This window comes from Streptomyces sp. NPDC054834, assembly GCF_053611185.1.
Window position 1 is genome coordinate 21,541 of the sequence record NZ_JBSGZV010000026.1, and the last position, 21,053, is coordinate 42,593.

Annotated in this window: 17 protein-coding genes and 1 pseudogene; 15 read left to right on the forward strand and 3 right to left on the reverse strand. The window is 72.9% G+C overall.

Annotated features, from left to right (window positions below; genetic code table 11):
* Window positions 1-14 precede the first annotated feature (14 nt).
* The 6 genes from ACWGJM_RS29650 to ACWGJM_RS29675 all read left to right on the forward strand — a co-directional run bounded on the left by ACWGJM_RS29650 (window position 15) and on the right by ACWGJM_RS29675 (window position 5,005).
* Window positions 15-782, forward strand: a complete 768-nt coding sequence (locus ACWGJM_RS29650) for an enoyl-CoA hydratase/isomerase family protein (RefSeq protein ID WP_453414798.1) — start codon at window positions 15-17, stop codon at window positions 780-782.
* Window positions 783-1,068: 286 nt separating this feature from the next.
* Window positions 1,069-1,572: an ATP-binding protein gene (locus ACWGJM_RS29655; RefSeq protein ID WP_453414799.1), complete on the forward strand. Its 504-nt coding sequence runs from the start codon at window positions 1,069-1,071 to the stop codon at window positions 1,570-1,572.
* Between the two features lie 220 nt (window positions 1,573-1,792).
* Window positions 1,793-2,581 carry a polysaccharide deacetylase family protein gene (locus tag ACWGJM_RS29660; protein ID WP_453414800.1) on the forward strand — a complete coding sequence of 263 codons (789 nt, stop codon included), beginning with the start codon at window positions 1,793-1,795 and terminating at the stop codon, window positions 2,579-2,581.
* The gene (locus ACWGJM_RS29665) at window positions 2,581-3,768 is read left to right on the forward strand and encodes a YVTN family beta-propeller repeat protein (RefSeq protein ID WP_453414801.1); all 1,188 of its coding nucleotides are present in this window, start codon (window positions 2,581-2,583) and stop codon (window positions 3,766-3,768) included. Before ACWGJM_RS29660 ends, ACWGJM_RS29665 begins: the two co-directional genes overlap by 1 nt.
* Window positions 3,769-3,820: 52 nt before the next feature.
* Complete coding sequence (locus tag ACWGJM_RS29670; protein ID WP_453414802.1) at window positions 3,821-4,732, forward strand: helix-turn-helix domain-containing protein; 912 nt, start codon at window positions 3,821-3,823, stop codon at window positions 4,730-4,732.
* Window positions 4,733-4,792: 60 nt separating this feature from the next.
* Entirely contained in the window at window positions 4,793-5,005 is a 213-nt protein-coding gene (locus ACWGJM_RS29675; protein ID WP_199213668.1) for an EF-hand domain-containing protein, read from the forward strand.
* Window positions 5,006-5,047: 42 nt separating this feature from the next.
* Here the strand turns inward: ACWGJM_RS29675 and ACWGJM_RS29680 are convergent, their stop codons facing one another.
* A complete protein-coding gene (locus ACWGJM_RS29680) occupies window positions 5,048-6,679 on the reverse strand; it encodes a 2-isopropylmalate synthase (protein ID WP_453414803.1) in 1,632 nt (543 codons plus the stop codon).
* Window positions 6,680-6,888: 209 nt separating this feature from the next.
* On the opposite strand from ACWGJM_RS29680, the pseudogene ACWGJM_RS29685 reads away from it, so the two are divergent.
* A pseudogene (locus ACWGJM_RS29685) lies at window positions 6,889-7,407 on the forward strand (FadR/GntR family transcriptional regulator); the annotation flags it as partial.
* A gap of 72 nt (window positions 7,408-7,479) precedes the next feature.
* On the opposite strand, the gene ACWGJM_RS29690 reads toward ACWGJM_RS29685, so the two are convergent.
* Complete coding sequence (locus tag ACWGJM_RS29690; RefSeq protein WP_453414804.1) at window positions 7,480-8,403, reverse strand: AraC family transcriptional regulator; 924 nt, start codon at window positions 8,401-8,403, stop codon at window positions 7,480-7,482.
* 103 nt (window positions 8,404-8,506) lie between these two features.
* Between ACWGJM_RS29690 and ACWGJM_RS29695 the strand changes: the two genes are divergently transcribed.
* On the forward strand, window positions 8,507-9,499 hold the full coding sequence (locus tag ACWGJM_RS29695; RefSeq protein ID WP_453414805.1) for a zinc-dependent alcohol dehydrogenase family protein: 993 nt from the start codon (window positions 8,507-8,509) through the stop codon (window positions 9,497-9,499).
* A gap of 107 nt (window positions 9,500-9,606) precedes the next feature.
* Window positions 9,607-10,269, forward strand: coding sequence for an NADPH-dependent F420 reductase (locus tag ACWGJM_RS29700; protein WP_453414806.1), 663 nt, complete (start codon window positions 9,607-9,609; stop codon window positions 10,267-10,269).
* A 23-nt stretch (window positions 10,270-10,292) separates the two neighbouring features.
* Here ACWGJM_RS29700 and ACWGJM_RS29705 read toward each other — a convergent pair whose 3' ends face one another.
* The gene (locus tag ACWGJM_RS29705; RefSeq protein WP_453414807.1) at window positions 10,293-12,266 is read right to left on the reverse strand and encodes a beta-N-acetylhexosaminidase family protein; all 1,974 of its coding nucleotides are present in this window, start codon (window positions 12,264-12,266) and stop codon (window positions 10,293-10,295) included.
* A gap of 237 nt (window positions 12,267-12,503) precedes the next feature.
* Here ACWGJM_RS29705 and ACWGJM_RS29710 point away from each other — a divergent pair, with 237 nt between their 5' ends.
* From ACWGJM_RS29710 to ACWGJM_RS29735, 6 genes are read left to right on the forward strand one after another with little or no spacing between them, the layout of a single operon-like run.
* Window positions 12,504-13,403, forward strand: coding sequence for a hypothetical protein (locus ACWGJM_RS29710; protein WP_453414808.1), 900 nt, complete (start codon window positions 12,504-12,506; stop codon window positions 13,401-13,403).
* Complete coding sequence (locus tag ACWGJM_RS29715; RefSeq protein ID WP_453414809.1) at window positions 13,400-15,727, forward strand: hypothetical protein; 2,328 nt, start codon at window positions 13,400-13,402, stop codon at window positions 15,725-15,727. Before ACWGJM_RS29710 ends, ACWGJM_RS29715 begins: the two co-directional genes overlap by 4 nt.
* On the forward strand, window positions 15,724-17,574 hold the full coding sequence (locus ACWGJM_RS29720) for a hypothetical protein (protein WP_453414810.1): 1,851 nt from the start codon (window positions 15,724-15,726) through the stop codon (window positions 17,572-17,574). Before ACWGJM_RS29715 ends, ACWGJM_RS29720 begins: the two co-directional genes overlap by 4 nt.
* Before the next feature lie 58 nt (window positions 17,575-17,632).
* A complete protein-coding gene (locus ACWGJM_RS29725; protein WP_453414811.1) occupies window positions 17,633-18,313 on the forward strand; it encodes a vWA domain-containing protein in 681 nt (226 codons plus the stop codon).
* 1 nt (window position 18,314) lies between these two features.
* Window positions 18,315-19,391, forward strand: a complete 1,077-nt coding sequence (locus tag ACWGJM_RS29730; RefSeq protein ID WP_453414812.1) for a protein phosphatase 2C domain-containing protein — start codon at window positions 18,315-18,317, stop codon at window positions 19,389-19,391.
* Window positions 19,388-21,043 (forward strand): lipopolysaccharide kinase InaA family protein, encoded by a 1,656-nt coding sequence (locus ACWGJM_RS29735; RefSeq protein WP_453414813.1) that lies wholly within the window; start codon window positions 19,388-19,390, stop codon window positions 21,041-21,043. The genes ACWGJM_RS29730 and ACWGJM_RS29735 overlap by 4 nt, the downstream gene beginning before the upstream one ends.
* Window positions 21,044-21,053: the final 10 nt, after the last annotated feature.

The following is a 21,053-nucleotide window of genomic DNA, read 5'->3' on the forward strand; positions in this document are numbered from 1 at the left end:
GTTAACCTGCCTGCATGACCGTCTCTCTCGAAGTCGCCGAAGGCGTCGGCACCCTCCGTCTCGACCGCCCGCCCATGAACGCCCTGGACGTCGCCACGCAGGATCGGCTCAAGGAACTCGCCGAGGAGGCCACGCGCCGCGACGACGTGCGCGCCGTGGTGATCTACGGCGGCGAGAAGGTGTTCGCGGCGGGCGCGGACATCAAGGAGATGCAGGCCATGGACCACACCGCGATGGTCCTGCGCTCCCGCGCCCTCCAGGACTCCTTCACCGCCGTGGCCCGCATCCCCAAGCCGGTGGTCGCGGCCGTCACCGGATACGCGCTGGGCGGTGGCTGCGAACTGGCCCTGTGTGCCGACTACCGCATCGCCGCCGACAACGCCAAGCTCGGCCAGCCGGAAATCCTGCTCGGTCTGATCCCGGGCGCGGGCGGCACCCAGCGGCTGCCCCGGCTGGTCGGCCCCTCCAAGGCCAAGGACCTGATCTTCACGGGCCGCATGGTGAAGGCCGACGAGGCGCTGGCGATCGGCCTGGTGGACCGGGTGGTCCCGGCCGCCGAGGTGTACGCCGAGGCGCACGCCTGGGCCGCGAAGCTGGCGCAGGGCCCGGCGATCGCGCTGCGCGCGGCGAAGGAGTCGATCGACACCGGCGTGGAGACCGACCTCGAGACCGGGCTCGCCGTCGAGCGGAACTGGTTCGCGGGGCTGTTCGCCACCGAGGACCGCGAGCGGGGCATGCGCAGCTTCGTGGAAGAGGGGCCGGGCAAGGCGAAGTTCCTCTGAACTTCTCGCCGCTTCTCGCCCGTAGGTACGTGCAATTGACGCGGCGTCTGATCCGGGTCCCTCGATGGGGCGGTTTACAGGAGCCTTAAAGCAACCTTAAGCCTGTCTTGTCGGGGGATTCCGGCGCTTGCCCGGGAACGAGCCGTCGCCGCAGGTCGGACCGGATGGCGGCGGCTTCGGAATGCCGCTGGCATATGCTGGCCGGATCCTGTGGGGCGGTAGCGCGCGGGGGGCGTATTCCTTCGGAACGGCCCCGGAGGGCGCCTCGGACGGCCATGATGGGGGCATGGCGGGGCTGGAGGGCATCGAACAGCCGCGGGGACACGGCCGTGCGACCGCGGCGCGCTGGTCGCCTGCGGTCGAGGACGAACGGGCGCTCAAAGCAGTCGAGTTGTTCGGCAATCCGACGGAGGCCGAGGTTCCGCTCCCGTCCCGCCCGGAGTCGGCGGCCACCGCCCGCCGGCTCGCCCAGGTCGTCGTCCTGCGTCAGTGGGCGCTCACCCCGAAGACGGCGGAGGATGTCGTCCTGCTCGTCTCCGAACTCGTGGGCAACGCCGTACGGCACACGGGCGCGCGCGTCTTCGGCCTCCGCATGCGCCGCCGCCGCGGCTGGCTCCGTGTCGAGGTCCGCGACCCCTCCCGAGGGCTGCCCTGCCTGATGCCGGTTCAGGAGATGGACATCAGCGGCCGGGGCCTGTTCCTGGTCGAGAAACTGTCCGACCGCTGGGGCGTGGACCTCCTGCCGCGCGGTAAGACGACCTGGTTCGAAATGCGAGTCGCCGACCGCTAGGCCACAGCGGCCCGAAACATCCCCTGATCAGGCTAATGTGCGTGTTTCTTACCATGCGCCTATTGATGTGAGATGCTCCGGGCGGGCGCGAGGCCCGCCGTTCGGGCGGACGAGGCGACTCTCGCATCAGGTCCTGGACCCGTCCAGCGGCCCGGAAACGCCTCCCCCGGATGAGGTCCAATGTGCGCATTTCTTACCATGCGCCCCTTAAATGGTGTGGGTGACCACCACCAACCGACGCGGGGTGCTCCGGACGGGCGCCGGGCTCGTCGCCGGGAGCGCGCTCGCCGTCGGCTGCGGGGAGACCGGCGCCCCCGCACACCCCGCCGCGAGCGCCACGCGGCCGCGCGCTCCCGGTCGTTCGGCGGCCACACCCGGGCCGGCCCCGTCCCCGCGCGCCTTCCCCCGGCACCCGGCCCAGATCACCCATGGCCCGCGCACGGATGCCGCCGTCGCCCTGACCTTCCACGGCCAGGGCGAGCCCGCCCTCGCCCGCCGCCTGCTCACCGAGGCAGAGCGGCAGGGCGCTCGGATCACCGTCCTCGCCGTGGGCAACTGGCTCGACGAGCACCCCGACCTGGCCCGCCGCATCCTGGACGGCGGCCATGACCTGGGCAACCACACCCAGCGCCACCTCGCGATCAACGCCATGTCCGAGGCGGGCGCCCGCTCCGAGATCACCGCCTGCGCGGACCGTCTGAGGCGGCTCACCGGTTCCATCGGCACCTGGTTCCGGCCCTCGCGCGCGCCCACCGCCTCCGCACTGGTCACCCGGCTGGCCCAGGAGGCCGGCTACCCGCACGTGCTGTCGTACGACGTCGACTCGCTGGACTACACCCGGCCCGGCGCCCCCGCCATCACCCGCACGGTCCTGGACGAGGTCCGCGCGGGCTCCGTGGTGAGCCTGCACTTCGGTTATCCCGACACGGTCGTCGCCCTCCCCGCCGTACTCCAAGAACTCGGCCGCCGCGGGCTGCGCGCGGTCACCACCACGGAGCTGCTGAGCTGATGCATCCCACCCACGCCGCCCGCGCCCTGGCCGCCGCTTGCGCCCTCGCCGCCCTGACGCTGCTGTCCGCGTGCGGCGGCGGAACCGGGCAACACAAGGAAGAGATCCCCGGCAGCACGGCGCCCGTCCGGCCGTCCGTGCAGAAGGCGCAGGCCGACGGGCTGCCCGGGATGCCTCCCGTGCTCGACCCGGCCGACGTGTACGCCGCCGACCGCCCGAACCAGCTCTCGCCGGTGGTGCGGGACTTCCCGTCCCGGGTCTACGTGCCCAACACCAACTCCGACACCGTCTCCGTCATCGACCCGAAGACGTACCAGGTCATCGACACGATTCCGGTGGGCCGGCAGCCCCAGCACGTGGTGCCCTCCTGGGACCTGAAGACGCTGTGGGTCAACGACGACAAGGGCAACACCCTCACCCCCATCGACCCCCGGACGGGGAAGGCGGGCAAGCGGGTCGACGTCCACGACCCCTACAACCTGTACTTCACGCCGAACGGCAGATACGCCATCGTCATGGCCTCCCTCGACCGCGAGCTGGTCTTCCGCGACGCCCACACCATGAAGAAGGTGAAGACCGTCCCGGTCGCCTGCGCCGGCGTCAACCACGCCGACTTCTCCCTCGACGGCCGGTACTTCATCGTCTCCTGCGAGTTCAGCGGCGACCTGCTCAAGGTGGACACCGAGCGGATGGAGGTGATCGACAAGCAGAAGCTGCCGCTCGCCGGTGCCATGCCGCAGGACGTCAAGGTCTCACCCGACGGCAAGCGGTTCTACGTGGCCGACATGATGGCGGACGGCGTGTGGATCCTGGACGGCGACACCTTCGCCAAGCCCAGCTTCCTGCCCACCGGCAAGGGCGCCCACGGGCTGTACGTCAGCCGGGACTCCCGCGAGATGTACATCTCCAACCGGGGCGAGGGCAGCATCTCCGTCTTCGACTTCACCCAGGACAGGCTGACGAAGAAGTGGCGCCTGTCCGGCGGCGGCAGCCCCGACATGGGTGGGGTCTCCGCGGACGGCAAGGTCCTGTGGCTGTCCGGCCGTTACGACTCCGAGGTGTACGCCATCGACACCGGCACCGGCAGCCTGCTGGCCCGCATCCCTGTCGGCAGCGGCCCGCACGGCCTGGCCGTCTACCCCCAGCCGGGCCGCTACTCGCTCGGCCACACCGGCATCTTCCGCTAGCACACGCCGGCTCCTTGAGTCTCCACCCGCTGGAAGGTCCAGACTCGCCGGTGTGAGCGCAGACCGCACCCCCCTCTTCACCATCGGCGAGCTGGCCCGGGCCACCGGCCTCACCGTGCGGACCGTCCGCTACTGGTCCGACGAGGGCGCCCTGCCCCCGGTGGCCCGCTCCTCCGGCGGATACCGGCTGTACGACGCCGAGTCCGTCGCCCGCCTGGAACTGATCCGCACCCTGCGTGAGCTGGGCCTCGGCCTCGGCCATGTGCGCCAGGTGCTGGCCGGCGAGACGACGGTCGCGGAGGTTGCGGCGGCACACGTGGCCGCCCTCGACGCGCAGATCTGTTCCCTGAAGGTGACCCGGGCGGTGCTGTCCACGGTGGCGCGACGCGGATCGAGTGCGGAGGAGACGACCCTGATGAACAGGCTGGCACGGCTGTCGGTGGCCGAGCGGCAGCGGATCGTGGACGAGTTCGTGGAGCACATCTTCCATGGGCTCGACACGGCGGACCCGTGGATCCGGGAGCGGACGCGGAGCATCGGCGTGAGTCTGCCCGACGATCCCACGCCCGAGCAGGTCGACGCCTGGGTGGAGCTGGCGGAATTGCTTCAGAATCCGGACTTCCGGGCCGCGATGCGCAGGATGATCGAGTACAACGCCGCCGACCGTGGACCCGACGCTCCGGCAGGTTCCTCGATGCTGTTCTTCCAGCGGCTGATCGAGCTGGTCGGCGACGCGCGTGCGCGGGGCGTGGCGCCCGGCGACCCCGGAGCGGACGCCGTGCTGGCCGAGCTGCTCGGCGCGGACACCGACCGGGCGGCCGTCCTGCGGCGCATCGATCTGGGCAACGAGGTCGCCCGCTACCGGGAGTTGGCGGCCGTCATCAAGGGGCAGACGGAGCCCCCGACGTACCGGGAGGAGTTCGCCTGGGTGGTCGCCGCACTGAAGGTCTGGCCGGGCCGTTAGTCTGACCTGCGTCAGCACGACAGCAAGACCGAAGCAACGCGACACAAAAGGGGCGGATCGGTGGCGGACATCGAGGAAGCACGCAAGCAGTTCCAGCGGATCGATGCGGACGGTGACGGTTTCATCACCGCCGCCGAGTTCAAGTCCGCCCTCGCCCAGGGAGGCGACTGGAACGTCACCGACACGGTGGCCGAGGCCGTCATCAGGACCCGTGACCTCAACGGCGACAAGGTCCTGTCCTTCGACGAGTTCTGGGCCTACCTGAGCAAGTGACGCGAGCCGAAGGGGGGCGCCCGGCCGGGCGCCCCCCTTCGCCTACCGGACGGCCCGGCTCACCGCGGACAGCACCGCGCGCACCGAGGCCGTGCCGGACGACGGACCCTCGCCCGCGCCCCAGACCGTGGCGCCGTTCACCCGGCACTCCGCGTAGGCGACCGTCCTCTCCCCGATCGCGTGCTCGGCCTGCTCCAGCACCTCCACGTCGAACCCGGCGCCGGCGAGCGCGTGGAGGACGCCGGACAGCGGCGCCGTCTCCGCGTGGTCCCCGAGTCCCCGCGGGCCCTGCACCATGTACGTCGCCCGGAACAGGTCGTACAGCTCCTTCGGCGCCACCTCCCGTCCGGTGTCGTCCGCGACCTCCTGGACGACCCGCGAGAAGTCCGGCCGCATGCGCTCGGGCAGGTCCAGCCCGTGGTGCGTGCGCAGCAGATAGGCCATGCCGCCCTTGCCCGACTGGGAGTTGACGCGGATCACGGCCTCGTACGAACGGCCCACGTCGGCCGGGTCGATCGGCAGGTACGGCACCGCCCAGGGGGCCGACTCCTCCGCCAGACCGGCCCGCGCCGCCTGCCCGGAATGATGGGCCAGGCCCTTGCTGATCGCGTCCTGGTGGGTGCCGGAGAACGCCGTGTACACCAGGTCGCCCGCGTACGGGTGCCGCGGGTGCACCGGCAGCCGGTTGCAGTGCTCGACGGTCTCCCGGACGGTGTCGATGTCCCGGAAGTCGACCATGGGGTCCACCCCTTGGGCGTGGAGGTTGAGCGCGAGGGTCACCAGGTCGACGTTGCCGGTGCGCTCCCCGTTGCCGAACAGGCAGCCCTCCACGCGCTGCGCCCCGGCCAGAACGGCGAGTTCGGCGCAGGCCACTCCGGTGCCGCGGTCGTTGTGCGGGTGGACCGAGAGGATCACCGAGTCCCGGCGGGACAGGTTGCGGTGGGCGTACTCGATCTGGTCGGCGTAGACGTTCGGGGTGGCGATCTCGACCGTCGCCGGGAGGTTGTGCGTCACCGGGCGGTCCGGGCTCGCGTCCCACACCCTGGTCAGCCCGTCGCACAGTTCCAGGACGAAGTCGGGCTCGGTGAGGTTGAAGGTCTCCGGGGAGAACTGGAAGCGGAGGCCGGCCGTGTCCCCGGCCCGGCGGGCCATGTGCTCCGCCGCCTCGCGCACGGTGTGCCACACCTGGCCCCGGTCCCGCCCGAGGACCACCTCGCGCCACACCGGGGACGTCGCCACGTACAGGTGCACGACGGCCCTCGGCAGCCCCTCGATCGCCTCGAAGGTCCGGTCGATCAGGTCCCGCCGGGCCGGGGTGAACACGACGGGTGTCACGTCGTCCGGCACGGTGCCCGCGGTCACCAGATGCCGTACGAAGTCGAAGTCCGTGCGGCTCGCGGACGGATAGCCGACCTCGATCTCCTTGAAGCCGACGGAGACCAGCAGGTCGAACAGGCGGCGCTTGCGCGGGGTGTCCATCGGCTCGGCCAGGGCCTGGTTGCCGTCGCGCAGGTCGACGGGGACCCAGAGCGGGGCGCGCTCGAAGCGGGCGGACGGCCAACTCCGGTCTTGGGCGGGGACGTTCACCCGCTCCTGGAAGGGGCGGTAGCGGTGGTACGGCATAGGGCTCGGACGCTGGGGGTTCCAGAGCGGATGAGGTGCGGTCGTGGTCATCGTCTGCTGCTGCCTTCGGCTCGGTCAAACGGTGACCGGCAGCACGGCGACCCGCGGCGGGGTGCCGGTCGCGTCAGGCCCCGCCGCGGCAGCCGAGGAGAAGGAGACCGCGAAGCGTCATGCGGGGCACGCTAGCGACTCCTCGGCTCCTCGGACAAGTGAGAATTTCCTCAACCCTCCTATCGCTCAGACAAGTTGGTGCATCGCCGATGACGCCAGGTCCCGTCCGCCCCAGCCCGTCGGTCGAACAGGCGGCCCAGCGGCTGCGCGCGCGGATCACCGGCGGCCACTGGCCGGTCGGCACCCGGCTGCCCGGCGAGACCACCCTCGCGAAGGAACTCGGCGTCGGCCGCTCCACCGTCCGCGAGGCGCTGCGCGCCCTGGCCGGGGCGGGGCTGGTGCGGGCCCGGCACGGCGCCGGGGTCTTCGTCATCGCCACCGAACCCGCCGAGGACTGACCCACCAGGCTGCGCCGTGCCCAGGTGAGCGACGTCTGCGAGGTCCGGACGGCGGTCGAGGTGCACGCGGCCCGGCTGGCCGCGCGCCGCCGCACCCCGGAGGACGTCACCGCGATCGAGGCGGCGCCGGCGGGCCGCCGTGCCGCCGCCACGGCCGACGAAACGGCGGACGACACGGCCTTCGTCGACGCCGACATCGCCTTCCACGCGGCCGCGGTCGCCGCCGCCCGCAACCCCGTCCTCACCGACCTGTTCACCGAGTGCACCCCCGTGCGCGCGGGACGGTGACGCGGAGACCGCCGCGCAGGTGCTGCACGCGGACCTGGAGGACCCGTTCGCGGGCTAGGGGATACGTTTGCGGTACTGGCCCGGTGCCACCCCGTACTCCCGCTTGAAGGCCTTGGCGAAGGCGAACTCCGAGGTGTAGCCGGTGCGCTGGGCGATCTGGCGGAGCGGCAGGTCGTCATGGCGCAGGAGGCGGCCGGCGGTGGTCATGCGCCACCAGGTCAGGTACGTCAGCGGTGGTTCGCCCACCAGGGCGGTGAAGCGGCGGGCGAAGGCGGCGCGCGACAGGCCGCCCGCCGCGCCTAGCTCCGCCACCGTCCAGGGGTGGGCCGGGTCGCCGTGGATCGCGCGCAGCGCCGCCGAGACGGCGGGGTCGGCCAGCGCGGCCGACCAGCCCCGCAGCCGCCCCGCCTCGCGCTCGCTCTGCCACCAGGCCCGCAGGATGTACAGCAGCAGGGTGTCCAGCAGGGAGGTGACGATCGCGTCCGAGCCGGGCAGGGCCTCCTCCAGTTCCATCCCCAGCAGTTCCACCGCCGCCCGCAGCGAGCGGTGCGTGCCGACCCGGGCCGGCAGGTGCACGATCTCGGGCAGTTCGGCGAGCAGACGGTGGGAGCGGCCGCGGTCCAGCCGGTAGGTGCCGCACAGGGTGACGGTGTCGGGGCAGCCCGACGGCGGCTCGGGTGCGGGCGCCGGCGCGCTCCATGTGCCGTCCGCCAGGAGCCGTACCTCCCGCAGCGGTACGTCGAGGCCGCTGGCCAGCGCGTGTTCCTGCCCGTGCGCCAGGAACACCACGTCCCCGGGTGCCAGCGCGACCGGCTCGCCCTCCACCGGGATCAGCCAGGCCGACCCGCGCAGCACCACGTGGAACCCGGCCTCCTCCGCGGCGGCGAAGCGCAGCCCCCAGGGCGCGTGCTTGTCCCGCCGGGCGGAGTGCGGCCGCCCGGTACGCATGGCGGCGACGGCGTCACTGAGTACGTCCACGGGCCGAGCGTATCGAGCGGAGCGGGCTCGGAAGACGTACGGACATGAAGGCGAGGGCAGCAGACATGGATCGTCTCGTGATGCGCCGCCTAGCGTCTGAGGCATGTCAACCAACGCACGCACAGTGCTCTTTCACGAACTCGGCGGCCCGGAGGTCCTCACGGTCGAGGAGGTCGAACTGCTCGCGCCCGGACCGGGCGAGGTGCTCGTCAAGGTCGAGGCGCTCGGCCTCAACCGCGCCGAGGCGATGCTCCGCTCGGGCATCTACTACTACCAACCGACCTTGCCGGGCTCGCGCAACGGCTACGAGGCCGCGGGCGAGGTCGAGGCGGTCGGCACCGGGGTGACGGCCTTCGCGCCGGGCGACCCGGTGCTGACGGCGGCCAACTTCAACCTCAGCTCCCACGGGGTGTACGGCGACCGGGTGCTGCTGCCCGAGACCGCGCTGGTCCCGCGCCCGGCCGGGACCGACGCGGTCACCGCGGCCGCAGTCTGGCTCACCTACACCACGGCCTACGGCGCCCTGGTCCAGCGGGCGGGCATGGCGGCCGGGGACCACGTGCTGATCACCGGCGCGTCCAGCGGGGCCGGCACCGCCGCGATCCAGGTCACCCGGCGCTCCGGTGCCGTGCCCATCGCCACCACCCGCACCGCGGCCAAGCGGCAGTTGCTGCTGGACCTGGGCGCGGAGCACGTGATCGTCAGCGGCGAGGAGGACGTCGTCAAGGAGACCAGGCGGCTGACCGGAGGGCTCGGGGCCGACATCGTGCTGGACGCCGTCGGCGGCTCCTTCTTCCGCGAGCTGGGCGAGGCCACTGTCCAGGACGGCACCCTGATCAGCTACGGCTGGCTGTCCGAGCGGCCCATCGAGCTTCCCCGGGCCTGGCCGCTCACCGTCCACGGCTACAACAACTTCACCGTCACCGGCACGGAGGACGGCCGCCGCCGCGCCGCCCACTACATCGGCTCCGGGCTCACCGACGGCACCCTCCGCCCTGTCGTCGCCGAGGTCTTCGACGGCCTGGACCGCATCCGGGACGCCCACCGCCTGATGGAGTCCAACCAGCACACGGGCAAGATCGTCGTACGGGTCTGACGACGTTCACCCGGTTGCCGTGACCCGCGGCGGAATAGCCCCCGCGCCCCCGCGGTTGACGCAGCACGACAAACGCATGCGCGCGCATCAACCCGGAAAGGTCTGTCATGAAGATCGGCATCATCGGGGCGGGCAACATCGGCGGCAACCTCACCCGGCGGCTCACCGCCCTCGGCCACGACGTCTCCGTCGCCAACTCGCGCGGTCCGCACACGCTCACCGAACTGGCCGAGGAGACGGGCGCGACCCCCGTACCGGCCGAGGAGGCGGCACACGGCGCGGAGGTCGTGGTCGTCACGGTCCCCCTGAAGGCGGTCCCGGCCCTGCCGAAGGGCCTGCTCGACGGGGCGGCCGAGGGCGTGGCCGTGATCGACACCGGCAACTACTACCCACAGCAGCGGGACGGCCGTATCGCGGCGATCGAGGACGACGGCCTCACCGAGAGCCGCTGGACCGAACGCCAGATCGAGCACCCCGTGATCAAGGCCTTCAACGGCACCTACGCCCAGGACATCCTCGACCGACCGCTCCCGGCCGGTGCCCCCGACCGCATGGCCCTGCCGGTGGCCGGCGACGACGCGGCGGCCAAGGCGAAGGTCCGCGCGCTGATCGACGAACTCGGCTTCGACACGGTCGACACGGGCGGCCTCGACGAGTCCTGGCGCCAGCAGCCCGGCACCCCGGTGTACGGCCTGCGGGCGGGCGTGGACGGCGTACGGAAGGCCCTGGCGGAGGCGTCCCAGGAGCGCCCGGCGGACTTCCGGGGATAGGACTGCGCAGACTCGGCCCGGGTCTACCGACCCACCACCCGGGCCACGAACGCGTCCAGCACCCCGCCCCCCACCTCCACCGGACGGGTCCGGTCCTGCCAGTCCACGATCGTGTGGGAGCGGGCCGCCGTCCGCAGGGACAGCACCTGGGCCCGGGAGCCCTTGCCGTCGCGGACGTCCAGCGCGGCGAGGGCGGCCCGGGCCCAGTCCCTGGCGGAGGCCAGCCAGGGGGCGGCCGGAGCGCGCAGCGCGGCGGGGACCGTGTCCGGCGCCGAGGCGAGGACGGTGAGCCGCTCGCGCAGGGCCCGCTCGGCCTTCCCGCCACCCCGCCAGTACGCCGCCGTCAGCGCCGCCAGCTGAGGTGCCTGCCCGGAGTCCAGTCGTGAGGCCCGGTTGACGTCGGCGAAGGCGCGCAGCGCCGTGAGGGCATGCCCGTCTCCGCCGGCCAGCACGGCCAGGCCCGCGTCGAGCGCGTCGGCGGGCCGGTACGCCGTGGGGTTCCAGGCGTACGCGGCCATCGAGAACAGCGCCGGGTCGGAGGCGGCGGCCTGGGGCATCGGGTTGGCCAGGAGGCCCGCCACCGCTCCGGGCAGCCCCTCGTCACGACCTGTGTACGGGCCCAGCAGCAGGTGCTGCGCGGTGTAGTCGTTGACCGGGTAGTTGTCCCACACCAGCACCGCGTGCCCGTACCGCTGCCCGGCCTCGCGGGCCTGGTCGGCACGGATGCTCGGCGAGACGATGAGCGGCCCGGTCCACATCACGCAGACGCCCCGGTCCAGCCGGTCCGCCAGCGCGGACTTGTACGGGCTGGCGGCCGACCCGTCGTACTCGGTGGGCACCGTGAGCAGCGGGGCGGCGCCCGGGCGGGCGTCGAGGAACTCGCGCCGCACCCGGTTCAGCAGGTCGGCCTGCGCCCGCCCGACCGCGCCCCGCCCGTTGCCGTACACGGTCGCGTCGCGCGCGCAGTTCCAGCGGTCGATGTCGATGTCGTCCAGCGGCACGGCGAAGGCACGCACCCCCGCGTCCCACAGCTGCCGGAACTTGCCGACCAGCGCGGCGGTGTCCGTGGCGGAGGAGTAGCAGACCGACTGGCCGGGGGAGAGGGCGTACACGAGGGAGACGCGGTCGGCCTCCGCCCGCCGGGCCAGGGTGCGCAGCTCGGCCAGCCGTGCCTCGGGGTAGCGCTCGCGCCAGCGGGCGCGCAGGTAGGGATCGTCCTTGGGGCCGTAGACGTAGGTGTCGAGCTTGAAGCGGGCGGCGAAGTCCAGCTGCTCCAGGCGCTCCCGCTGGGTCCAGGGCTCGCCGTAGAAGCCCTCGACGATCCCGCGGGCCGGAGTGGCGGGCCAGTCGCGGACGCGGAGGGCGGGCAGTTCGGTGCGGGCAGCCCCCGAGCCGACCGGGCGGACCAGCTGCGCGAGGGTCTGGGCGGCGTGGAAGGCACCGGCCGCGTCCGCTCCCGCGAGGACGGCGCGGGGCCGGCCGTGGTCGGTGCCGACGGCGAGGACGTACCCGCCGGCGGTCAGCTCGCCGGGCCCGTCGGCGCCCAGCGCCGACAGCTCCTTCGGCGTACCGCCCGTCGCCACCGTGACCAGCAGCTCCCCGGGCCCGGGCGCGTCCCCGAGGCGGACCTCCCGGGCACCGCCCGCGCGCAGCGCCCGGGTGACGGCGTCCAGCGTGGAGGCGTCGGTGCCGGCGTCGGAGCGGACCGCCACACTGCGGCCGATCCGCACGGAACCGGCGTCGCGGCGCACACTCCGCGGCGTGGGCCACAGGGCGGGCAGGCCCGCCGGGGCGCCGCCCCCGCGGGTCACGGCCGAGCCGCCGCCCGCCGAAGCAGCCGGAGCTGCCGCCGAGGCGCCTGCCGGGCCCTCCGGGCCGCCGCAGGCGCGGGCGGACACCACGATCACCAGACCGAGCACGAAGCCCAGCAACAGTTGCGGCGGGATGCGGAACTGGCGCACCCGGGCCCCCTCCACCGTCTGTCTGCGCGTTGCCATTGGCGGCGAACTACCACTCGCCGGACAGATTATGACGGAACGACAGTTTCTGTTCGGGGGTTTCCCGGTTGTCGGTGCGAGATCGTACGCCTGCGTGTGACGTTGTGGCGGAAATACCGCCGAACACGTCGGCAAGAGGGCATTGTGCGCCAGATGGCGTAGACACTGCCGCAAGCAGGTTCTATCCAGATATGCGCGGGGCGCACGCGAGCCCTGCTCCGGCACAGGAGGTCGCACATGCTGGTCCCGGACGATCCGCTCACCCACTGGATCGTGCTCCTCGACATCGAGGACTTCAGTCTGCGCCCGGAGACCACGCAGGCGACGCTGCACCAGAGCATGCACCAGGTGGTCGCATTCGCGCTGCGACGCGCCGGACTGGACCTGGACACGTGCCCCTGGCAGGACCGGGGGGACGGCATGCTGCTGCTGATCCCCATCGGCACCAGCCCCACCCGGCTGCTGCGTGAGCTGGTGCGCGGCCTGGAGGACGCCCTGGTGGCGCACAGCGGCCAGTACAACCACGACCACCGGATGCGGTTCAGGGTCGGGCTCAACCAGGGGCTGGTGATCCAGCAGGGGCAGCTGTGGACCGGCAACGCCATCAACGACCTGGCCCGGCTGGTGGACGCGGGCCCCGTCAAGCAGGTGCTCGCCCGGGCCGGCCGGGCCCACCTGGTGGTGGTCGTCTCGGAGGACATCCACCAGAAGGTGGTGCTGGGCGGCTATCCGGGCCTCGACCCGGCGGCCTACCTGCCCGCCGACTTCGTCACCAAGCACGGCGAGCCGCGCCGGGGCTGGGTCACCGTACCCGGCTACCCGGCGCCGCCCGGACTTCCCGCGGACTCGGGGGAGCCGCCACGTGACAGCAGACCCGGGGACACCCCCGGCACGGGCGGCCGCGCGGGAGCGGCAGGCGGCGGGACCGAACCGGGGAGCCCGGTCCCGCCGCCGACGCCGTACATCAGCGGCGTGACGAACAGCCAGATAGCCGTGGGGGACGGTGCGACGGCCGTCAACGGGCCCTACGTCAACGGTCCCTACGTCCACGGTGACTACGTGAACGGCGACAAGACCGTGTACCACTACGGACACCCGGCCCCGCCGCACCGCACCGGTCCCGCGGACGGCTCATGAGCACCCCCTCCTCACCCCCGCCCACCACCGCACAGCCCACGACGACCACCGCACCCACCGCGAGCACGGGAGCCCCGCAGCCGCAGAGCGGGGGCGCGCCCCCGCCGGGCAGCGGCAGCGGCGCACCCCCGTCCGGCCCGGGCACCGGCGGCGACGGCGGTGCCCCCCAGCAGGGCAACCCCCAGCAGGGTGACGGCCAGCAGCCCGCGTCTTCCGACAACACCGCCGGCACCAGCGACACCGCCCGCCAGGCCACCGCCCGCCCCGGTCAGGGAAGCCTGCGCGCCGGGCTGCTGCGCACCGCCTGGACCCACATCGGCGGCGACCGCGTCGAGGGCGACAAGATCGTCATCCACGCCGACGGGGAACGCGGGGTCGTCCTGCGCGCCCTGGCCGCCGGCATCGTGGACACCGTCCGGCGCACCTTCCAGGCGCCGCCCCGCTGGGACGACGTCGTCGCCGACGCCTGGCGGCGCCGCTCGGTCGTGCTGCGCGGCCCCGGTGGCGCCGGCAAGACCGCCGCGGCCGTACGACTGCTGCTCTCCGCCCAGACCCAGGCCTTCTACCTGCTGGACTCGGTCGCCGAACTCACCCGGCTGACCGAACTCAAGCAACTCGGCCGCGGCGCGGGCCTGTTGCTCGACCGGCCCGTCGACCTCGGCGAGTTACGCGGCTCCCAACTGGCCGGCCTCGAGGACCTGCTGTCACAGGCCGAGGCCCACCTGGTGCTGATCGCCGGCCCGGAGACCGAACTCGGCCACAGCGTCGGCGAGTACGTCCAGCGAATAGGCCGCCCCGACACCCTGCACGACGTGCTGCTGGCCCACCTGGCGCACCGGCTCGGCGAGGACGACGCCGAACACGCCCTCGCCGCGGCGGGCGTGCGGGCCCTGTGCGAGGAATTCCTCGACCCGGCCGCCGCCTGCCGCGACGCCGCCCGGCTGGCCGAGGTCATCGGGCACGAGCACGCCGCCGGCGTCATCGACCTGGAGCGGGTCCGCGCCCGGATGGACCAGACCGGCGGCGAGGGCCCCGAGGAGTGGTTCGAGGGGCTCGGCGACACCGGCCTGCGCACCCACGCCGTCGCCCTCGCCGTCCTCGGCGGACTGCCCCAGGAGTACGTCGCCATGGCCGCGAGCGCCCTCCTGGACCGCTTCCGCAGCGACCGCGGCGTCCTGACCGCCAGCGTCGAGCACGGCCCCGTACCACTGCGGCAGGACCCCTTCAGCCAGTCCCGCCGGATGCTCGACGAGAAGCTGCGCGCCCGCACCGTCACCGCGGTCACCCGGGGCGACAACGGCTGGCTGCCGTGCACCGTCGCCGAGTACCGCGACCCCGACTACCCGGCGCGGATCATCCGGCACGCCTGGTCGCAGTACACCATCCAGGGCGAACTCCTCGACTGGCTGGCCGACCTGGTCGACAAACCCTCGCAGCAGGTGCGCAGCTTCGCCGGGACCGCGCTCGGCCTGATCGCCACCGAGTCCTTCGACGCCATCAGCACCCTCGTCTTCCCCGGCTGGATCCGCGACGGGGCAAGCGGTGAACAGCGCCGCGAGGCCATCGCCTACGCCCTGCGCGTCTGTGCCCGCGACCCCGACCTGCGGCCCGGGGTGCGCGCCCTCGTCGAAGGCTGGTACCTCGGCGGACCCTGGGAGTTCCAGGCCGCCGCCGCCCGCGCCTACGGCCTGTGCCTGGGCGGCGCCGGCCTGCCCACCGCCCTCCAGGCCCTCACCCGGCTCGGCACCGTCGACTCCGTCCAGGTCGCCATCGCGGTCGGCGACGCCGTCGCCGACCTGATGGAGGAAGACGTCCGGGCCAACGCCCCGGCGGTGCTGCGCGCCCTCGCCGAGATGGCGCACGAACCGAAGAGCCGCCACACGGGACACCTCGCCTTCCTGATCCTCGCCAACGCCCTGGTCACCGACGAGCCCCCGGCCGGCGGCCTGCCCGGGCGCAGCCGCCCCACCCTGCTCAGACTGGCCGCCGACAGCCCGCCCGGCGGCGAACTGCGCCGCCTCATCGGCTACCTGTGGGCCGAGGCCATCAGCGGCGAGGTCTACTCCGAACCGGCCGGGACCGTCCTGGACGCCTGGGCCACCCAGGCGGAGACCGACCCCGAGCTGCTGGCCGACCTCGTCCGCGTCCTGGCCGACGACGTCGCCGCCCGCTCGCCGCGCGCCGGCCTGCTCCTCCAGCGCTACGCCGCCCACTGGACCGACCGCGACCGTTTCCGTCCCCTGCCCCGCTCGGCGGCCGTCCTCGGCGCCGCCCTGCGGGCCACGCCCTCCGCTCGACCCACTCAGCCAGGAGGTGACCGGTGAACGACCCGGTCTCGTTGATCGTCAACCGGACGACGGTGCCCCGTATGGCGGTCGGCCCCACCAAGGCGACCGAACCGCACCTCGCGGTCGTGTACGCCACCGCGTCCGGCGAGGTGGAGTGCTTCGAGGGCCGCCCGATGACCCCCTCGCAGCAGGTGTTCTCCAAGTACCGCATGCGCTACGAGGTCGATCTGCGCCCCCGGCGGCGCAGCGCCGTCCTCGGCCGCAACCCGCTGGTCTCCCGCGACGGCGTGCACGCCTTCGAGGTGAAGGTCGACTTCGCCTTCCGCGTCGACAGCTGGGACGGCGCCAAGGCCGTGGTGCGCTCCGGCATCGACAACCCGCTGCCCCTCGTGCACAACTACCTCACCAGCCTCTTCCACGGCGCCGGACAGCGCTTCGCCATCGAGGACTCCTTCGGCCTCCAGCACTACCTCAACCAGAAGTGCGCCCAGCAGGTCACCCTCGCGGAGGGCCTGATCGTGTACGGCTGCCAGGTGACCGTGCAGCCCGACGACAAGTCCAAGCTCTACCTGGAGTCCCTGATCGAGGCCGGCCGGCGCGAGGCCCTCGGCCAGGCCGAACACGTACCCAACCTGGGCGAGGTCCTGCGCCAGGGCCAGCTCGACTCCAAGAAGCAGGAACTGGAGATAGAGGCCACCGCCCGGCAGGCGGCGGCGCTGCAGAGCACCCTCACCACCAGCGAGGGGCTGATCCGGCACTACCTGATCACGCACCCGGAGGACGCCGCCGGCGCCTTCGAGATGATGCGCAAACTGGAGGAGGCCCGCTTCGCGACCACGGAGCTCCAGAACCAGCGCGCCCTCGGCCTGCTCCAGCTGATGGCGGAGAAGAACCTCGTGCAGGCCGGCGACCTGGACGCGACGCGGCAGTTGCTGACCGACGCGGTCGGCCGGGCCACCGGCGGCGAGGCCCAGCTGCCGCCCGCCGCCACCCCGCAGCTGACCGGTGCCCGGCCCTGGGACGCCCCGCCGGCCCAGCTGTCCGCCGCGCCCGCCGCCGGGCAGGCCCAGGCCCCGCCGGCGTACACCCCCACCCAGACCCAGCCCACGTACACCCCGCCCCAGCCCACGGCCCCGGCCGCCTCCGCCCCCTACGGCGCGGGCCCCGGCTCCACCGTGGCCGGCGACCCCGTCCCGCCGTCCGCCGGACGGCCGACCACCCCCGCCTACACCGCCCTGATCTACCTGGTCCTCGACGAGTCCATGGACCGCAACTGCCTGGAGGAGCTCAACCGGGGCCTGAGCGACCTGCACTCCGCGCTCTCCTCCGCCCCGGAACTCTCCACCGCGCTCAGGCTGTCCGTCCTCGGCATGGCCGCCACCACCGAACCCCGGCTCCAGCTGGAGACGGTCGCGCCCGGCACCCGCACCCCCATCCTCACCGGACGGCCGGGACTGTCGTACGGGCACGCCTTCCAGCTGCTGACGACCGTCCTCGGGCAGGACGTCGGCGTGGTCAAGGGCGAGGGCGTGCAGGTGCTGCGGCCCATCGTCCACTTCGTCACCGGCGGCGCGACGGAGGAGGGCAACGGCTGGCGCGAGGCCCACCGCACGCTGACCGACACCACCGGCAACCCGGCGGCGCCGCACGTCATCGCGCTGGGCCTGGGCCGCGCCGACACGTTCGCGGTCCGCGGTGTGGCCACCCGGCCCGAGTTCGCCTTCATGGCGCCGCCCAACCAGGACGCCGTGTCCGCCGCGCACAGCTGCGCCGCCTTCCTGCGGGACAGCGTCGTCGGCTACGCCCGCCGGATCGCCTCCGGCGACCCGCAGTTCGCGGTGAGCCCGCCCGACGGCTTCCGGCGGGCCGAGGACGCGTTCTGACCCGCCCGGCCCGGTCCCACGAACCACACAGTTCCCACCACGCAAGAACGGAAAGACGATGATGGAAAGCAACCGGGGGCACTTGCTCCCCATCTACGTCCTCGCCGACGAGTCGGGCTCGATGACCGACTACATAGACGAGCTCAACGACGGTCTGCGCTCGCTGCACCAGGCGCTGCTCGGCGAACCGATGGCCGCCGCCAAGGTGCGCTTCTCGGTGCTCGGCTTCTCCGACGACGTGGTCGAGCGGGTCCGTCTGGTCGACCTGCGCAGCGCCAACGAGTTCCCGCGGCTGCGCACCCGCGGCATGACCAGCTACCGCAACGCCTTCGAGGACCTGATCGTGCGTATCCCGGGCGATGTGAACGCCCTCAAGCGCGAGGGCTACCAGGTGCACCGGCCGGCCGTGTTCTTCTTCAGCGACGGACTGCCCAACCACCACGAGGACTGGCAGGACGCGCACCGCCGCCTCACCGACCGCAACACCACCCTCGGCGCACCGAACATCATCGCCTGCGGAATCGAGGACGCCGACGCGCAGACCATCAACCAGGTCGCCACCCAGCCGCAGTTCGGCTTCATCGTCAACAAGGGCGTCGAGGTCGGCAGCGCCATCGCCAAGTTCTGCACGGCCCTCACGCAGAGCGTGATCCGCTCCGGGCGGTCACTGAGTTCGCCGTCCCCGGAACTGATGGTGGACAAGCCGGAAGGCTTCACCGTCGCGATCGATGTGATCTGACGTGCCCCTGTTCTCGCACCGCCGGTCCGAAGACGACCCGAAGGAGCGGCGGCACGTTCCGGCGCCGCCCGGCCCGGCCCCGGACCTGTACCCCAAGGAACCCGCCGGATCCGGTCCGGCCGCCCAGCCCGGCGGGCCGAACGTCCGGACACCGGCGGCCGTGACCGCGCCCCCTCGGAGCGAGCTCGCCGGCGGCTGGCTGCCCCTCTCCGTGGACGGCGCCGTCCCCGCCTTCGACCCCAGGCCGCCCACGGGCGGGCTGTCGTACCGCCCCGACACCGTCTGCGACGGCTGGTCGACCAGTGCGCTCGACCTGAGGCTGGCCTCGGTGCGCGGCTACGCCCACCGGGCCGAGGGCAAGCCCCGCGAGGACGACGCGGCGGCGGCCTGGGACGAACTCACCGGCGCCGTCGTGTTCGCCGTCGCCGACGGCGTGTCCGACGCGCGCGAGCCGCACATCGGCTCCCAGCTGGCCTGCCGCAGCGCGGTCGACGAACTGCTCGCCCAGGTGCGGGCGAGCGGCGGATTCGTCACCGACTGGCGCAAGCTGCTCAGCACCGTCCACTGGCAGCTGGTCGAGCAGGCCCGCCGCATCCTGCGGGCGCAGGACACCCCGAGCGTGGACGACACCGCCGCGCTGCTGGCCACCACCCTGGTCGCGGGGGCGGCCACCCCCACCGCGGAGGGGGTGCGGGTGGTCCTGGTGTCGGTGGGCGACTCCGGGGTCTGGGTGATCAAGAACCAGGAGGTGTACCCGCTCAAGGGCGGGAAGTCGTTCGGCGCGGACGGGCTGCTCTCCTCGGCCGTCCGGCCGATGCCGTACGTGCCCGCCGACACCGATCCGTTCGAGTACCTCCTGGACCCGGGCAGCGTCCTGCTGGTCGGCACCGACGGCTTCGGCGACCCCGTCGGTGACGGACGGGGTGCCGTGGCCCGGCTGTGCGTCCAGGAACTGTCCCGGCCGCTGCCGCCGCTGGGCTTCGCGTACGCGCTCGACTTCTACCGCGAGACCTTCGACGACGACCGCACACTGGTGGCTCTGTGGCCGCGCGGAGGGGCGCCGGGAGCGGTGCGATGAACGACGTCAGGGTGCCCTGGACGCCCGCCGAGCAACTGGGCGACTACCCCGCGCACCGTCTGGGCGGCGGCGGCCAGGGCATCGTGTACGGGGTGCCGGACCCGCACGGGAAGTTCCCCGGGCAGTCCCTGGTCTACAAGGAGTACCTGCCGAACGTCCCGTACGACGGCGACGTGCTGTACGACATGGTCTGCTTCCGCCAGCTCCTCGACCCGGCCGGTCGTGCCTTCCTGGACGACCGCCTGACCTGGCCGACGGTGCTGGTGTACCGGGACGACACGCCCACCGACCCGCGGCCCTCGCGGAACCCCGGGACCACGGTGACCGGCTTCCTCATGCGGCGCGTGGGCCCGGAGCACGAGCTGCACAGCCCCGTCCTGAACGGGGCCAAGCAGCAGGCGATGGAGTTCCTCCTCAACGACGACTCCTACAGCGCCCACATCGGGCTGCCCGTCGACGACGCGCAGCGCCTGGAGCTGCTGCTCGATCTCGCCCGCACCGTGGACCGGCTGCACGGGCACGGTGTGGCGGTGGGCGACCTGTCACCCAAGAACGTCCTGTTCACCCTGCGCGGGCAGGCGCGCTGCCTGCTCATCGACTGCGACTCCATGCGCTACCGGGGCAAGGACGTGCTGACGCAGGTGGACACCCCGGACTACGAGGTGCCGGCCCCGGAGAAGACCACCGCGACGGTCGCCACGGACTCCTACAAGTTCGGGCTGCTGGCCGCGCGGGTCTTCAACCGCAGCCAGGACAGCAGGGACCTCACCCCGCTCAGGGCCGTCTCCACCCAGCTCGCGAACCTGGCGGCGCGCGCCCAGAGCCAGGACCCGCAGCGGCGGCCCCGGCTCGCCGAGTGGATACCCGTACTGGAACTGGAACACGGCCGCGTCAAGCGCACCCCGCCGCCGGCCGCCGTCGCCCCGCAGCCGAATCCGTGGCAGCTACCCACCCAGACCGCGCAGACCCCCGTCCTCACCCCGCTGCCCCGCCCGCGGCAGACCGCCTCGGCGGCCAGCCGGTGGGTCGGCGGGCTGCTCACCGCGGTGCTGATCGGGGTGGTCGGCGGCTACGCGGCGACGCACGTGGCGAGTTCGGGCGGCTCGGGCGACTCCTCGTCCTCGTCGGCCACGGGGACGCCCACCCCGCGCACGTACGTCGGCGGTGACCCGCCGACCGACCAGGCCTCCCCGGACCCCGGCGACGAGACCAATCCTTCCGGCGTGGCCGTGGCCTCCGGGGCCACCGTCGACTACTCCCAGGTCGCCGACGACGATGCCGCCGAGGACGTGGCCGAGATGTTCGCCCGTTTCTTCGGCGCGATCAACGAACACCGCTACGACACCGCGCTGAAGTACTACGACCCTGACACCGGCGTGGTCGACCTCGGCACCACGGCCGGCCGCGACAAGTGGAAGGGGGTCATGTCCAGCACCCAGGACAGCGACTTCGTGCTCGGCGGCCTGTCCTCGGACGGCCGGTACACCCTGGCCACGCTGAACTTCACCAGCCACCAGGACCCGGGCTACGGACCCAAGGGCAGCCCCGACGACACCTGCGACCAGTGGTCGATCACCTACCAGCTGACCCATTCGGACGGCTACCGGATCTACCAGGCGTCCAAGGACGGGGTGAGCTACACGACCTGCTGAGGCCCCCCGG

Excerpts from the sequence above, each read along its gene's own strand:
- ACWGJM_RS29650 (WP_453414798.1), top strand. The coding sequence starts at position 15 with ATGACCGTCTCTCTCGAAGTCGCCGAAGGCGTCGGCACCCTCCGTCTC.
- ACWGJM_RS29655 (WP_453414799.1), top strand. The coding sequence starts at position 1,069 with ATGGCGGGGCTGGAGGGCATCGAACAGCCGCGGGGACACGGCCGTGCG.
- ACWGJM_RS29665 (WP_453414801.1), top strand. The coding sequence starts at position 2,581 with ATGCATCCCACCCACGCCGCCCGCGCCCTGGCCGCCGCTTGCGCCCTC.
- ACWGJM_RS29680 (WP_453414803.1), bottom strand. The coding sequence starts at position 6,679 with ATGACCACGACCGCACCTCATCCGCTCTGGAACCCCCAGCGTCCGAGC.
- ACWGJM_RS29695 (WP_453414805.1), top strand. The coding sequence starts at position 8,507 with ATGTCAACCAACGCACGCACAGTGCTCTTTCACGAACTCGGCGGCCCG.
- ACWGJM_RS29700 (WP_453414806.1), top strand. The coding sequence starts at position 9,607 with ATGAAGATCGGCATCATCGGGGCGGGCAACATCGGCGGCAACCTCACC.
- ACWGJM_RS29705 (WP_453414807.1), bottom strand. The coding sequence starts at position 12,266 with ATGGCAACGCGCAGACAGACGGTGGAGGGGGCCCGGGTGCGCCAGTTC.
- ACWGJM_RS29710 (WP_453414808.1), top strand. The coding sequence starts at position 12,504 with ATGCTGGTCCCGGACGATCCGCTCACCCACTGGATCGTGCTCCTCGAC.
- ACWGJM_RS29715 (WP_453414809.1), top strand. The coding sequence starts at position 13,400 with ATGAGCACCCCCTCCTCACCCCCGCCCACCACCGCACAGCCCACGACG.
- ACWGJM_RS29725 (WP_453414811.1), top strand. The coding sequence starts at position 17,633 with ATGATGGAAAGCAACCGGGGGCACTTGCTCCCCATCTACGTCCTCGCC.
- ACWGJM_RS29735 (WP_453414813.1), top strand. The coding sequence starts at position 19,388 with ATGAACGACGTCAGGGTGCCCTGGACGCCCGCCGAGCAACTGGGCGAC.